The sequence below is a fragment of the Rhodobacter maris genome (genome assembly GCF_900217815.1).
Lineage (GTDB): Bacteria > Pseudomonadota > Alphaproteobacteria > Rhodobacterales > Rhodobacteraceae > Rhodobacter > Rhodobacter maris.
The window spans coordinates 423541-435924 of record NZ_OBMT01000001.1; the positions used below are offsets into that span (position 1 = coordinate 423541).

A 12384-nucleotide genomic window follows, 5' to 3' on the forward strand; every position below is an offset into this window, starting at 1 on the left:
CGTCCCCCCTTGTGGGCCTCGCCCGGCTCGGGTAGCGGTGTGACAGTTTCATGACAGCGAGATCCGGCCCGCGATGAGCCTGCACATTTTCCTCGCGGTGCTCTCCGCCGCTTTCCTGCATGCGCTCTGGAACGCCCTTTTGCGCTTTGGCGGGTCAAAAATCCGCGCCATGGTAATGCTGAGCCTGATGGAAGCTTTGGTCGGCCTTGCCATCGCGCTGGCCCGTCCCCTCCCCGAGCCGGCAGCATGGAAATGGGTCGCCGCCGCCTGCCTCGTGCATTTTGCCTACAAGTATTTTCTTGCCCACGCCTATGAACAGGGCGATCTGAGCCGGGTCTATCCGATCGCGCGCGGCACCGCACCGATGCTTGTGGCCATTGTCACGGCGCTTCTGGCGCTCGATGTGGTGCGCCCGCTCGGCTACCTCGGTGTCGGCGTGCTCGGGCTCGGCATCCTCTTCATGGCGCGCGGCGTTTTTACCGATGGCGAGAGCCGGCGGCTGCTGCCCTATGCCTTCGGCTCCGCCTGCGCGACGGCCACCTACACCCTCACCGACGGGCTCGGCGCCCGGGTGGCGGGCGATGCGGCAGGCTATGTCGGCTGGCTGATGGTCGGAGGCGGGCTGCTCTTTGGCCTCACCATGAGCTTGCGCCGTCCGAAGGGGTTTCTGACGCTTTCGCCCGCCCGCGACTGGGGCATGGCGGCCCTTGGCGCGGCGGCCTCCTACGGCGCCTATGCGATCTCGATCTGGGCTATGACGAAGGCGCCGATTGCGCTCGTCGCGGCCACGCGGGAAACCGCGATCCTGTTTGCGGTGCTGATCGGTTGGCTCGCCTTTGGCGAGCGGATGACGCGCTCGAAAGCGATTGCGGCGGTGCTGATCGTGGCGGGCGTGGTGCTGACGCGGCTTTAGTCGGCGTGCCGCGCCGGGAAGATCTGCTGCAAGATCCCCGCGCCGAGCAGATAGACCGAGGTCACGACAAGACCCCAATGCGCCCAGCTCCCCTCATGGAAATTCACCCAGGCCGCCCAAGCGGCAAACACCGTCCACAAGAGTGCGGTGCTGAGCGAGAGCGGGCGCCAGCGTTTCGTGCGCGTGGGATGGATGAACTTGAGGGGAAAGAACATCGCCACTGCCAGCGCCAGCACCACGGCAAGCGTCACCCAATAGCCCGGGCTGATCGCGAACAGCACCAGCACCACCATGTTCCAGCACGCCGGAAAGCCGGAGAAGGAACAGTCTTTCGTCTTCATCCGGGTATCGGCGAAATAGATCACGCTCAGATAGGTGATGGCGATGATCGCGAGCCAGCCGGTCCAGCCGGGCAGCAGACCGGATTTGAAGAGCGCATAAGCGGGAATGAAGACATAGGTCAGGTAGTCGATGATCAGATCCATCAACACCCCGTCATAGGTGGGGCAGTTGGTCTTCACCTCATAGCGGCGCGCGAGCGGCCCGTCGATGCCATCGACGACGAGCGCCACCACGAGCCACAGAAACATCAGCGACCATTTCTCTTCCACGGCCGCCAGCATCGCCAGCATCGAAAGCACCGCACCGGTGGCGGTAAAAAGGTGAACCGAGAGCGCCTTGATACGAATGTCCATGGCCCTTCCTGCCGCAAACCCCCGGAGCGCGCAAGGCGCCGCGGGCAGAAGCGCTTCCTTTGCCGCCCGCTTCAGCGGATTCCGTTCAGGAGCGCCTTATATTGCTGCGAGAGCACGCCGCCGGACATGGTGTCGCGCGCGGTCCCCTCCGCATTGTTCCGCGCCGAAAAGAGCGACTCGGCAAGCGAGGGGGGGGCCAATCCTTCCGCGGGTGCGAGAGACCCGGTTTCGGACCGGGGCATCGCCACCGCCTCGGCCCCCGCCCCGTCCCCGTCCCCGGCCCCGGCGACAGGATCGACACTGGCCAGTGCCATCACCAGAGCCTGCATCTCCGCACTGCCTGAAGGCGCGAGCATCTCCTCGAAACTGACGGAAGCGGCGGGTGGAGAGGGGCTCGGCGGCGCAGCCGCCACCGTGCTCGCGGTGCTTTGCGTGCCGAGACCGGAAAGCTGCGGTAGATCCATCATTCTGTCCCCCTGGCGACGGTTTGGCGCCACTATGCCCGGACGGGGTGAAGGCGGGCTTACTGCGCGCCGCCCCGTTGCGGTGCATTGTCTTCATTGTCCGTCGCCGCTCCCCCGAGCCTGGACGGAAAAGATCCGGGCCGGAGCGAAGCCCCCGGCCCGAACGCTGGGTCACGCGTGACTCAGGAGATTTCCTCGAGCAGCGACATGAACTGGTTCGCAAGGTCGCGGTCGAGGGAGACGCTGCTGGAGTTGTCATCCTGGGTGGCCAGAGCGTTGAAGAGCGACTCATAAAGCGATTGAGCCGTGGTCTCGGTGCTGGTCGAGGAGGTGCCGCTGTCACTTTCTGTGTCTTCAGCCCCCGGCGGCGGGCCGGAAGGCGGCGGCGGCATGGCTCCCTGGGCGCCGCCCGCGCCCTGGGACCGGCTCGCGGCTTCTGCCGTATCGAGCTCGGTTTCGCTCAGCAGGCCATCCCCGTCGCTGTCGATGGTCGAGAACTGGCTCGACAGCAGGTCGGCCACGGGGCTGGCTGCAATTTCCGTTTCGGAAAGCAGACCGTCCCCGTCCGTATCATCGTTGGTCGAAAGCGCTTCGAACAACGAGGTGATGTCATCCTCTGTTTCCTCCGAGGACTCCGACGGCGGCGGGCCGGGCGGCGGCGGGGGCCGCGAGCCCTGCGCCTCGCTCGTTCCACCGGACCGGCTCGCGGCTTCTGCCGTGTCGAGCTCGGTCTGGTTCAGCAGACCATCGCCATCGCTGTCGATCGTCGAGAACTGGCTCGACAGCAGGTCTGCCACGGGGCTGGCTGCGACTTCCGTTTCGGAAAGCAGACCATCCCCGTCGGTATCGTCGTTCGTGGCAAGCGCCTCGAACAGGGATTGGGAATCCGCACCGCCCGAGCTGGACGCGGGCGGCGGCGGGGGCGGCGGCGGCGAACCGCTGCTCTGCGTCGTGGTCGTGGAACTGGTGCTTTGCGTCGTGCTGCTGGAGGAGGATTGCTTCAACAGCGCAAGCGCCGTGCTGCTGGAATAGCCAGACAGCGAAGAGAGGGAAGAGACGTTCATCAGAGATCCTTTCTGGATGACAACGTGCCCTGAGGCTCGTCTGGACTGATGAACGACTCCTTACCCAGGCCATAAACCTTGGTTTGAAAAGGTTCTGATTTTATTGGGTTATACTATCAGGCGCGCGGATGGGCCGCCTGATAGACTTCCATGAGGCGGGCCGAATCGACGGCCGTGTAGACCTGCGTGGTGGCAAGGCTCGCATGCCCCAGCAACTCCTGGATCGCCCGCAGATCACCGCCCGCGGACAACAGATGCGTGGCAAAGCTGTGGCGCAACGCATGCGGCGTGGCAGAAGCCGGCAGGCCAAGCGCGAGCCGCGCGCGTTCCATCGACTTGGCAACGATGCGCGGGTTGAGCGCGCCACCGCGGCTGCCGCGGAACACCGGTTCCCAGGGCGCGGGCACGAAGGGGCAGAGCCGCAGATATTCGGCCATCGCATCGCGCGCCGCGGGCAGCACCGGCACCATCCGTTCCTTGTCGCCCTTGCCGCGGATGCGCAGCACTTCGGGCAGCGGCACGTCTTCGCCCTTGAGGCTGAGCGCCTCGGAGATCCGCAGCCCGCAGCCGTAAAGGAGCGTCATCACCGCCGCGTCGCGCGCGGCCACCCAAGGCTCGTTGGCCTGCAACTCCACCTGTTCGATCACCGCCTGCGCCGCATCTTCGGCGAGCGGACGGGGCAGGTTGCGCTGATATTTGGGCGCGCGGGTCGAGAGCACATGGGTGGCGTCGAACCCCTCGCGCTCAGCCAGCCAGCGCATGAAGCTTTTCACCGCCGAGAGCGCCCGGGCGAGCGAGCGGCCCGACAGGCCACGGTTGCGCTCATAGGCCATCCAGGCGCGCATATCGGCGGGGGTAAGCTCGCCCAGCCGTGCCATGCCCAGGCTTTCGCCGTAATGCAGATGCAAGAAGCCGAGAAAGCCGCTCACATCGTTGCGATAGGCGGTCAACGTATGCGGAGAGGCCCCCTTGAGCGCGCGCATATGCTCAAGCCAGCGCCCGAGCGCCATGCCCGCGGCGGGCGAAAATCCGATGCCCATGTCAGGCCAGCCAGCGCCGCATCGCGCGCTCAAACACGCCCGCAAAGAAGGCCAGAAGGTCCGTGCCCTGCGAGGGTTTGAACTGGTGCGGATCTTCCGCGCCCATCACCAGCATGCCCGGCAGACGGCCTTCGCCAAGATCGAGCCGCATCAGCGCTTCCGAGCGCACCCAGGTCGAGGCCTCGCCGTAGATCGTTTCCGACTGCGGCAGGGTCTGGCGCAGAACCACGGGGCGCAATTGCGAGCCCTTGCCCGAGCGCATGTATTCCGCGATGAACCCCGGCTCAGCGACGCAAAGCACATTGCCAAGGCGGCGCAGCGCGACCTCTTCGCCCTCCTGCTCGGTCTCAAGCACGAGTTTGACACTGTCGACGCGCAGGATGTCGGCCACTTCGGTGGCAAGGTTCTTCAGGAAGGTCTCGAACTCGATCGGGTCGAGCATGCGCAGCACCGCGCGGTGGATCTGGTTGGTGCCGGCGAGGTTTTCATAGGCGGCCGCGATCACCGAGCGATGCGTGTCTTCGAGGCGGTCGAGTCGGCGTTCGAGCCGCTCCATCGCCACGCCGCGCAGATCGACGATATTGGCGCCCATGGCGCGTTCATTGGCCGAGATCAGAGCCCGCATCAGGTCGCGATCCTCGAGGATCACATCGGGGTCGTTGATGATCTTGGTGCGGAGTTCGGGTGCAAATGCCGTGTCGCTCATGCCGTCCTCGTGGTCAGCGGGTTACTGTGCAAATTGACACAGATTCTAGTTAATTGCAGGTTAAATTTCGGTCAAATATGCAAAGACCCGCCCCGAAAGGCGGGTCTGTTGCCGGTTTCAGGCCGGTTCAGACGATTTTCTGGCCGGTTTTCGCCCAGTCTTTCAGGAACTGGTCGAGCCCCTTGTCGGTGAGCGGATGGCTCGCCATCGCCTTGATCACCGAGGGCGGCGCGGTGATCACATCGGCGCCGATCTTGGCCACTTCGGTGATGTGGTTGACCGAGCGGATCGAGGCGGCAAGGATCTCGGTCTTGAAATCGTAATTGTCGTAGATCGTGCGGATGTCGTCGATCAGCTGCACGCCATCGAGGTTGATGTCGTCGAGACGGCCAAGGAACGGCGAGATGAAGGTCGCCCCCGCCTTGGCGGCGAGGATCGCCTGCGCGGCGGAGAAGCACAGAGTGACGTTGACCATGTGGCCTTCGGATGCGAAAGCCTTGCAGGCGGTGAGGCCGGCCCAGGTCAGCGGCACCTTGATGGCGATGTTGGAGGCGATCTTGGCCAGTTTCAGCCCCTCGGCGATCATCTCCGGCGCTTCGGTGGCAACCACTTCGGCCGAGACCGGGCCAGGGATCATCTCGCAGATTTCCTTCGTCACCTCGAGGATGTCGCGGCCCGATTTCAGGATCAGCGACGGGTTGGTGGTGACGCCATCGACCATGCCGAGATCGGCAAGTTCCTTGATGGCGGCGACATCGGCGGTATCGACGAAGAATTTCATGGGGGGCCTCCTGCGCTCTCTCCAGCGGGGATTTAGCGCAAACGGAACCGGGATGCGAGAGCGGATCGACCGCTCTGGACAGAGGAACGGGGCGGCTGTCCGCCCCCGCCGGCCTTGTGGCCTCTCCCCCCGAGGATATTTGCACCCAGCCGCAGGGGCGACGAGGCGCGGAGGCGCGCATGGCTGAGCCGGGGTTCTATCCGGAAGGGGCGCGGGTCTCGGTGCTGACGACCGAGCCGGTGGGCAAGCCGCTCGATTATCTTGCCCCCGAGGGCGGGTGTTTTCCGGGCGCCTTCGTCGAGGTGCCGCTTGGGCCACGTCGCGTTGTGGGCGTGGTCTGGGGGCCGGGGGACGGGCGGTTTGCGGCGGAGAAGCTGCGCGCCGTCGTTCGTGTGCTCGATGTGCCGCCAATGCGCGCCGAGCTGCAGCAGTTCCTGATCCGCATGGCCGATTACACGATGACCTCGCGGCCCGGCGTGCTCAGGCTGGCCACCCGGACGCCGGGGCTTTTCGAGCCGCCGGGCGCGCGCAAGATCTATCGGCTGGGCGCGGGCACGCCTGCACGGATGACCGACGCGCGCGAGAAGGTGCTGGGCGTGCTCGGTGATCACGGTGGCGCGGGGTTTTATCTCACCGAACTCGCGCAGCTCGCCGGAGTGACGCCGCAGGTGGTGAAGGGGCTCGTGGCGCAGGGCGCGGTGGTGGAGACCGAAGCGCCGCGCGACCTGCCCTATCCGCGGCTCGACCCGCAATTGCCGGGCAAGGCGCTGTCCGGCGATCAGGCGGCGGCGGCGGCGGCGTTGCGCGCCGGGCTCGGGCAATTTGGCGTCACGCTTCTCAAGGGCGTTACCGGTTCGGGCAAAACCGAGGTCTATCTCGAAGCGGTGGCGGAATGCCTTGCCAAGGGCCAGCAGGCTCTGGTGCTTTTGCCCGAGATCGCGCTCACCTCCGAATTCCTCGCGCGGGTCGAGGCGCGGTTCGGGGCGCGGCCGGGCGAATGGCATTCGGGCGCGACCCAGGCCGAGCGGCGCAGGCTCTGGCGCATGGTGGCCGAGGGCGGCGCGCAGATGGTGGTGGGGGCGCGCTCGGCACTGTTTCTGCCCTATCGAGACCTCGGGCTGATCGTTGTCGATGAGGAGCACGACAGCTCCTACAAGCAGGAAGAAGGCGCGCTTTACAATGCCCGCGACATGGCGGTGCTGCGCGCCTCGCTTGCCGGCGCGCAGGTGGTGCTGGCCTCCGCCACGCCCTCGCTCGAGAGCTGGGCCAATGCCGAGGCAGGTAAATATCGCCGCCTCGATCTGCAAAGCCGCTTTGGCACCGCCGACCTTCCCGAGATGCGCGCGATCGACATGCGCGAGGAACGCATCGAATCGGTGCACTGGATCTCGCCTTCGCTTGTGGGCGCGGTGCAGGCCACGCTTTCGCGCGGCGAACAGGCGATGCTGTTCTTGAACCGCCGCGGCTATGCGCCCGTCACCATCTGCCGGGCCTGCGGCCATCAGATCGGCTGCGATCATTGCGATGCACGGATGGTGGAACACCGGTTTTTGAAGCGCCTCGTTTGCCACCAATGCGGCGAGACGAAACCAATCCCCACCGCCTGCCCCTCTTGCGGGGTGGAGGGCAAGCTCGCCCCGGTCGGCCCCGGCGTCGAACGGCTCGCGGAAGAGGTGGCCGAGCGCTTCCCCAAGGCGCGAACCGCGGTGCTCTCCTCCGACCTCTTCGGCTCGGCCCGCGCGCTGAAAGAGGCGGTGGAAAGCATCGCCGCCGGCGGCGCCGATATCATTATCGGCACGCAGATCGTGGCGAAGGGGCACAACTTCCCGCTTTTGACCCTTGTCGGGGTGATCGACGCCGACCTTGGCCTGCAAGGCTCGGACCTGCGCGCCGCCGAGCGCACCTTTCAACTGATGCGACAGGTGGCGGGGCGCGCCGGGCGCGCCGACAAGCCCGGCCTTGCGCTCTTGCAAACCTGTCAGCCCGAACACCCGGTGATCCGCGCCATCCTGGGCGGCGACGAGGAGGCGTTCTGGCGCGCGGAAGCCGCGGGGCGGCGCGCCGTGGGCGTGCCACCCTATGGCCGCATGGCGGGGATCATTCTCTCTGGCCCCGAGGTTGCGCCGCTCTTCGAGCTTGGCAACCAGCTCGCGCGCAATGCCGCCCCGCTCACACGCATTGGCGCGCAACTCTTTGGCCCCGCCCCCGCGCCCATCGCCCGGGTGCGCGGCCGTCATCGGGTGCGGCTCCTGATCAAGGCCGAGAAAAGCGCGCCCCTGCAAGGCGCGATCCGCGCCTGGCTGCGCGGCGTCAAGTTCCCCAATGCCGTCAAGCTGGCCATCGACATCGACCCGCAGAGCTTCCTGTAAAGCCGCTACAGTTGACCCGGCCCCGCTTTCGCGCCATTGGGGGCGAAAGCAACGGAGCCCGCCATGACCACCTTCACCGCCTTCGCCGTCCTGCCCGAACGCGAGCTTGCCGAAGATCTGGCCGAGCGGGTGGAAGAACTCGACCCCGCGCCCTATGGCGTGGGCGTGTTCGAGATCGAGGACGGATCGGGCAAATACGAGGTCGGCGCCTATTTCCTCGAACGCCCGAACGATGTCGTGCTCGACATTCTCGCCGTCGCCTTCCGCGGCACCGGGTTCACCGTCTCGGAGCTCCCCGAAACAGACTGGGTCGCCCATGTGAAGCGCGAGCTCGCCCCCGTGGTCGCGGGGCGGTTCTTCGTTCATGGCAGCCACGATGCCGACAAGGTGCCCGCGGAGGCGATCGCGCTGCGCATTGATGCTGCGATGGCCTTTGGCACGGGCCACCATGGCACCACGCTCGGCTGCCTCACCGCGCTCGACCGGCTCGAAGCGGCGGGGCTGCGGGCGCGGAATGTGGCGGATATCGGCTGCGGCACCGCGGTGCTGGCGATGGCGGCGGCAAAGCTCTGGCCCGAGCGGGTGCTCGCCTCCGACATCGACCCGGTGGCGGTCCAGACCGCCGCGGCCAATGTGGTGACAAACGGGCTCGAAGGCCAGGTGCTCTGCCTTGAGGCGGCGGGCTTCGCCCATCCGATGCTGCAAGAGACCGCCCCTTTCGACCTCATTTTCGCCAATATCCTGAAGGCGCCGCTCATCGCGCTCGCCCCCGACATGGCGCGCTTCTGTGCCGAATCAGGGCATGTGATCCTCTCCGGTATTCTCAACGAACAGGCTGAGGACGTGCAGGCCGCCTATGTTTCGTCCGGATTTGCCCCCCGCATGCGCGACGAACACGGCGACTGGACGACATTGGTTCTGACGCGGAACCAGTGAGCGCAAGCCACGCTCGCAAAAAACCGAAATTTGCTCCATATCTGTTAAGTCTTCGTTAGCCAATTGGGCTGACGGCCATGCGACTGTGGAGCCTGGTCATGAGTGATACCGGAAGAAGTGATTTTGCGCATCGTCTGGAACGGATCGACACGATCCATGCTGCGGGCGGTGCTTTCGAGGCTGAAGGCGCGCTTGGGCGCAGCTATTTCGATGCGCATCGCCGCCGCGATCGACGCACGCTGCCGATCCGGGCGCTGGCGCTGATCCTGATCGGCGCGCTCCTGTTCAAAGGGGCCCTGCTCGCGCAGATCGGCGCCGAGAGCTATGACCGCCGCGTGGCGGAGCTGCAGGCCGGAAGCGCGCTCGACCAGCTGGGCGGCTGGGCGATGCAGGCCGATGCACCAACGCGCTGGATCGCCGGAGAGTTGCGCGCTTTGCTCTACTGAACCGCAGCAGACAAGCGAAAGGCCGCGTCCCGGGACGCGGCCTTCTTTTTTGCCTTCGGGCCGGGCGCGGCCCTTCCGGTTCAGCGACCGATGCGGTCGATGTCGAAACGGCTCAACCCGATGTCATTGAGCTCGCGGTCGCTGAGCTGTTCGAGCGCGCGGCGGGTCAGCCGGGCCTCGTTCCAGACCACGAATGTCTCAAGAACACGGTTGAAAAGACCCGCCCGCGCATTCCGGGCAGAAAAGCGGTAGCTGTCGAGGGCGGACATGTCGCGTTTCCTTCATAAAGTGCAAAATCTTTGGGCATCGCACCCATGAATCCGCATCTAGATGAGGCTCCGCGAGAAAACAACACCCGCAGGATCAGCCCCGCCATGCAGATTTTGCATGGCTTTTCAGAAAGTTAACAGGTTCGTGACGGATTCGTCGAATTGCCAAGCGGTTTCGTCATTTTGGCAGGAGCTTTCCCGCACAACAAGGCGTTTTCACGCGAATTTCTGGCGTCGCGGCACGGCAGCGTTAAAGTTTTCGACCGGCTTTGTCCTTTGCGATGTTCCTCTTTTGTGCTAGCCGTGGATAAAATGCCACACAAAAGAGGCGGGCTGATGCGGGTGATCGGAATCGATCCGGGGTTGCGCAACCTCGGCTGGGGCGTGATCGAGATGGAGGGGCCGCGGCTGCGCCACATCGCCAATGGCACGCTGCATTCCGAGGGCACCGATCTCGCGCAGCGCCTCGTCGCGCTTCATGCCGGGCTCACAGAGGTGATCGCCGCCCATCGCCCCGAGGCCGCAGCAGTAGAGCAAACCTTTGTGAACAAGGACGCCGTTGCCACGCTGAAGCTCGGGCAAGCGCGCGGCATCGCGCTGCTGGTACCCGCGCAGGCGGGGCTGGAGATCGGCGAATATGCCCCCAATGCGGTCAAAAAGGCCGTGGTCGGCGTTGGCCATGCCGAGAAAGGGCAGGTTCAGCACATGGTGCGCCACCAGCTCCCCGGCGTGGTCTTTGACAGCCCCGATGCGGCCGATGCGCTCGCGATTGCGATCTGTCATGCCCATCACCTGCAATCCGCGCGCCGCATCGGCGCGGCACAGCTCGGTCGCGCGGCCCTTGAGATCACCGCCGGGCAGGCGCGGATCCGGAGGGCGCGCGGATGATCGGGCGCATCGCCGGAGTGATCCTGCACCGGGCCATGGATCACGTGCTGATCGACGTGCGCGGCGTGGGCTATATCGTCCATGTCTCCCCCCGCACGGCCTCCAACCTGCCGCCCGTGGGCGAGGCCTGCGCGCTCTATACCGAGCTTGTGGTGCGCGAGGATCTGCTTCAACTCTTCGGCTTCCCCAGCCTGATCGAGAAGGAATGGCACCTGCTTCTGACCTCGGTGCAGGGGATCGGCGCGAAGGCCGCGCTCGCCATTCTCGGCACGCTCGGCCCCGAAGGGGTGAGCCGCGCGCTCGCCCTTGGCGATTGGGCGGCGATCAAGGCCGCCCCCGGTGTAGGCCCCAAACTCGCGCAGCGCGTGGTGATGGAGTTGAAGGACAAGGCGCCGAGCGTGATGGCGATGGGCGGCGCGCTGACAATCGACACCGGTCCCGCCGATGACGTGATTGAAGCGCCGGAAAAACCCGCCGCCAAACCCGCCAAACGCCCGGCCCCCGCGCCAAAGACCAACTTCACCGCCGAGGCCCTCTCTGCGCTCACCAACCTCGGCTACGCGCCGGCAGAGGCCGCCAGTGCCGTCGCACGCGCCGCAGATGACCCCGCCGCCACCGATACCGCCAAGCTGATCCGCACCGCCCTGCGCCTGCTTGCGCCAAAGGACTAGCCTTTTCATCTTGCCCCAAATATCCCGGGGGTGTGGGGGCAGCGCCCCCACGGATCCTGAAAGCAGACGATGACCGACCCCGACCCGACCCTTCGCCCCGACCGCCTCCCCGAGGATGCCGACCGCGCCCTGCGCCCGCAGGTGCTGGAGGAGTTCATCGGTCAGGCCGAGGCACGGGCAAACCTGCGCGTCTTCATCGAAAGCGCGAAGATGCGCGGTCAGGCGATGGACCACACGCTCTTTCATGGCCCGCCGGGCTTGGGCAAAACCACGCTGGCGCAGATCATGGCGCGCGAATTGGGCGTGAATTTCAAGATGACCTCGGGCCCGGTGCTGGCCAAGGCGGGCGACCTTGCTGCCATTCTCACCAACCTTGAATCACGCGATGTGCTCTTCATCGACGAGATCCACCGCCTCAACCCGGCGGTCGAAGAAGTGCTTTACCCGGCGATGGAGGATTTCGAGCTTGACCTCGTGATCGGCGAGGGCCCGGCCGCGCGCACCGTGCGGATCGAACTCCAGCCCTTCACGCTCGTCGGCGCCACCACGCGGCTGGGCCTGCTCACCACGCCCTTGCGCGACCGCTTCGGCATCCCGACGCGGCTGCAGTTCTACACCGAGGACGAGCTTGATCTGATCGTGAGCCGCGGCGCGCGGATGCTCGGCATCCCCGCCGATGCCGATGGCACCCGCGAGATCGCCAAGCGCGCCCGCGGCACGCCGCGCATTGCTGGCAGGCTTTTGCGCCGGGTGGTCGATTTTGCGCTCGTTGAGGGGGATGGTCGCCTCACCCGTGCGCTGGCCGACAATGCGCTGACCCGTCTTGGCGTCGACCATCTCGGCCTTGATGGCGCGGACCGGCGCTACATGCGGCTGATGGCGGAACATTACGGCGGCGGACCGGTGGGCGTGGAAACCCTCTCCGCCGCGCTCTCGGAAAGCCGCGACGCAATCGAAGAGGTAATCGAGCCTTACCTTCTGCAGCAGGGCCTTGTGCAGCGCACCCCGCGCGGGCGCATGCTGGGCGCGCGCGCCTGGCGCCACCTCGGGCTCGATGCACCGCAAGCGCCCAATGCGCAAGGACCGGGCCAATCCGACCTCTTTGACGGGGCGTGACTGGACGCGCGCCGCCTTCGGCGTAT

14 protein-coding genes are annotated in these 12384 nt (G+C 66.0%); 7 read left to right on the forward strand and 7 right to left on the reverse strand.

What is annotated here, in order from left to right:
• Window positions 1-73 precede the first annotated feature (73 nt).
• Entirely contained in the window at window positions 74-913 is an 840-nt protein-coding gene (locus CRO22_RS01985) for a DMT family transporter (protein ID WP_097068424.1), read from the forward strand.
• On the opposite strand, the gene CRO22_RS01990 is transcribed toward CRO22_RS01985, so the two are convergent.
• The 6 genes from CRO22_RS01990 to fsa form a co-directional block, all read right to left on the reverse strand.
• Window positions 910-1608, reverse strand: coding sequence for a CDP-alcohol phosphatidyltransferase family protein (locus CRO22_RS01990; RefSeq protein ID WP_097068425.1), 699 nt, complete (start codon window positions 1606-1608; stop codon window positions 910-912). The genes CRO22_RS01985 and CRO22_RS01990 overlap by 4 nt on opposite strands.
• Before the next feature lie 71 nt (window positions 1609-1679).
• Window positions 1680-2075 (reverse strand): hypothetical protein, encoded by a 396-nt coding sequence (locus tag CRO22_RS01995; RefSeq protein ID WP_141399402.1) that lies wholly within the window; start codon window positions 2073-2075, stop codon window positions 1680-1682.
• 179 nt (window positions 2076-2254) lie between these two features.
• Complete coding sequence (locus tag CRO22_RS18775; protein ID WP_097068427.1) at window positions 2255-3136, reverse strand: EF-hand domain-containing protein; 882 nt, start codon at window positions 3134-3136, stop codon at window positions 2255-2257.
• Window positions 3137-3252: 116 nt separating this feature from the next.
• Complete coding sequence (locus tag CRO22_RS02005; protein ID WP_097068428.1) at window positions 3253-4176, reverse strand: tyrosine recombinase XerC; 924 nt, start codon at window positions 4174-4176, stop codon at window positions 3253-3255.
• A 1-nt stretch (window position 4177) separates the two neighbouring features.
• Entirely contained in the window at window positions 4178-4882 is a 705-nt protein-coding gene (locus CRO22_RS02010) for a DUF484 family protein (RefSeq protein WP_097068429.1), read from the reverse strand.
• A gap of 127 nt (window positions 4883-5009) precedes the next feature.
• Window positions 5010-5663: a fructose-6-phosphate aldolase gene (fsa, locus tag CRO22_RS02015; protein WP_097068430.1), complete on the reverse strand. Its 654-nt coding sequence runs from the start codon at window positions 5661-5663 to the stop codon at window positions 5010-5012.
• A gap of 179 nt (window positions 5664-5842) precedes the next feature.
• On the opposite strand from fsa, the gene CRO22_RS02020 reads away from it, so the two are divergent.
• The 3 genes from CRO22_RS02020 to CRO22_RS02030 all read left to right on the forward strand — a co-directional run bounded on the left by CRO22_RS02020 (window position 5843) and on the right by CRO22_RS02030 (window position 9414).
• On the forward strand, window positions 5843-8032 hold the full coding sequence (locus tag CRO22_RS02020; protein ID WP_097068431.1) for a primosomal protein N': 2190 nt from the start codon (window positions 5843-5845) through the stop codon (window positions 8030-8032).
• Between the two features lie 63 nt (window positions 8033-8095).
• Window positions 8096-8968: a 50S ribosomal protein L11 methyltransferase gene (locus CRO22_RS02025; RefSeq protein ID WP_097068432.1), complete on the forward strand. Its 873-nt coding sequence runs from the start codon at window positions 8096-8098 to the stop codon at window positions 8966-8968.
• Window positions 8969-9066: 98 nt separating this feature from the next.
• Complete coding sequence (locus CRO22_RS02030) at window positions 9067-9414, forward strand: hypothetical protein (protein WP_097068433.1); 348 nt, start codon at window positions 9067-9069, stop codon at window positions 9412-9414.
• 80 nt (window positions 9415-9494) lie between these two features.
• Here the strand turns inward: CRO22_RS02030 and CRO22_RS02035 are convergent, their stop codons facing one another.
• A complete protein-coding gene (locus CRO22_RS02035) occupies window positions 9495-9683 on the reverse strand; it encodes a DUF1127 domain-containing protein (protein ID WP_097068434.1) in 189 nt (62 codons plus the stop codon).
• 336 nt (window positions 9684-10019) lie between these two features.
• Here CRO22_RS02035 and ruvC point away from each other — a divergent pair, with 336 nt between their 5' ends.
• The 3 genes from ruvC to ruvB all read left to right on the forward strand — a co-directional run bounded on the left by ruvC (window position 10020) and on the right by ruvB (window position 12358).
• Window positions 10020-10571, forward strand: a complete 552-nt coding sequence (gene ruvC, locus CRO22_RS02040) for a crossover junction endodeoxyribonuclease RuvC (RefSeq protein WP_097068435.1) — start codon at window positions 10020-10022, stop codon at window positions 10569-10571.
• Window positions 10568-11242 carry a Holliday junction branch migration protein RuvA gene (ruvA, locus tag CRO22_RS02045; protein ID WP_097068436.1) on the forward strand — a complete coding sequence of 225 codons (675 nt, stop codon included), beginning with the start codon at window positions 10568-10570 and terminating at the stop codon, window positions 11240-11242. The genes ruvC and ruvA overlap by 4 nt, the downstream gene beginning before the upstream one ends.
• 69 nt (window positions 11243-11311) lie before the next feature.
• Complete coding sequence (gene ruvB / locus CRO22_RS02050) at window positions 11312-12358, forward strand: Holliday junction branch migration DNA helicase RuvB (RefSeq protein ID WP_097068437.1); 1047 nt, start codon at window positions 11312-11314, stop codon at window positions 12356-12358.
• Window positions 12359-12384 lie beyond the last annotated feature (26 nt).

What these genes read in the sequence shown, in the direction of transcription:
- CRO22_RS02035 (WP_097068434.1), bottom strand. Translation starts at nt 9,683, where the DNA reads ATGTCCGCCCTCGACAGCTACCGCTTTTCTGCCCGGAATGCGCGGGCG.
- CRO22_RS02010 (WP_097068429.1), bottom strand. Translation starts at nt 4,882, where the DNA reads ATGAGCGACACGGCATTTGCACCCGAACTCCGCACCAAGATCATCAAC.
- CRO22_RS02005 (WP_097068428.1), bottom strand. Translation starts at nt 4,176, where the DNA reads ATGGGCATCGGATTTTCGCCCGCCGCGGGCATGGCGCTCGGGCGCTGG.
- CRO22_RS02025 (WP_097068432.1), top strand. Translation starts at nt 8,096, where the DNA reads ATGACCACCTTCACCGCCTTCGCCGTCCTGCCCGAACGCGAGCTTGCC.
- CRO22_RS01990 (WP_097068425.1), bottom strand. Translation starts at nt 1,608, where the DNA reads ATGGACATTCGTATCAAGGCGCTCTCGGTTCACCTTTTTACCGCCACC.
- CRO22_RS18775 (WP_097068427.1), bottom strand. Translation starts at nt 3,136, where the DNA reads ATGAACGTCTCTTCCCTCTCTTCGCTGTCTGGCTATTCCAGCAGCACG.
- CRO22_RS01985 (WP_097068424.1), top strand. Translation starts at nt 74, where the DNA reads ATGAGCCTGCACATTTTCCTCGCGGTGCTCTCCGCCGCTTTCCTGCAT.
- CRO22_RS02020 (WP_097068431.1), top strand. Translation starts at nt 5,843, where the DNA reads ATGGCTGAGCCGGGGTTCTATCCGGAAGGGGCGCGGGTCTCGGTGCTG.
- CRO22_RS01995 (WP_141399402.1), bottom strand. Translation starts at nt 2,075, where the DNA reads ATGATGGATCTACCGCAGCTTTCCGGTCTCGGCACGCAAAGCACCGCG.
- CRO22_RS02030 (WP_097068433.1), top strand. Translation starts at nt 9,067, where the DNA reads ATGAGTGATACCGGAAGAAGTGATTTTGCGCATCGTCTGGAACGGATC.
- ruvC (WP_097068435.1), top strand. Translation starts at nt 10,020, where the DNA reads ATGCGGGTGATCGGAATCGATCCGGGGTTGCGCAACCTCGGCTGGGGC.
- fsa (WP_097068430.1), bottom strand. Translation starts at nt 5,663, where the DNA reads ATGAAATTCTTCGTCGATACCGCCGATGTCGCCGCCATCAAGGAACTT.
- ruvB (WP_097068437.1), top strand. Translation starts at nt 11,312, where the DNA reads ATGACCGACCCCGACCCGACCCTTCGCCCCGACCGCCTCCCCGAGGAT.
- ruvA (WP_097068436.1), top strand. Translation starts at nt 10,568, where the DNA reads ATGATCGGGCGCATCGCCGGAGTGATCCTGCACCGGGCCATGGATCAC.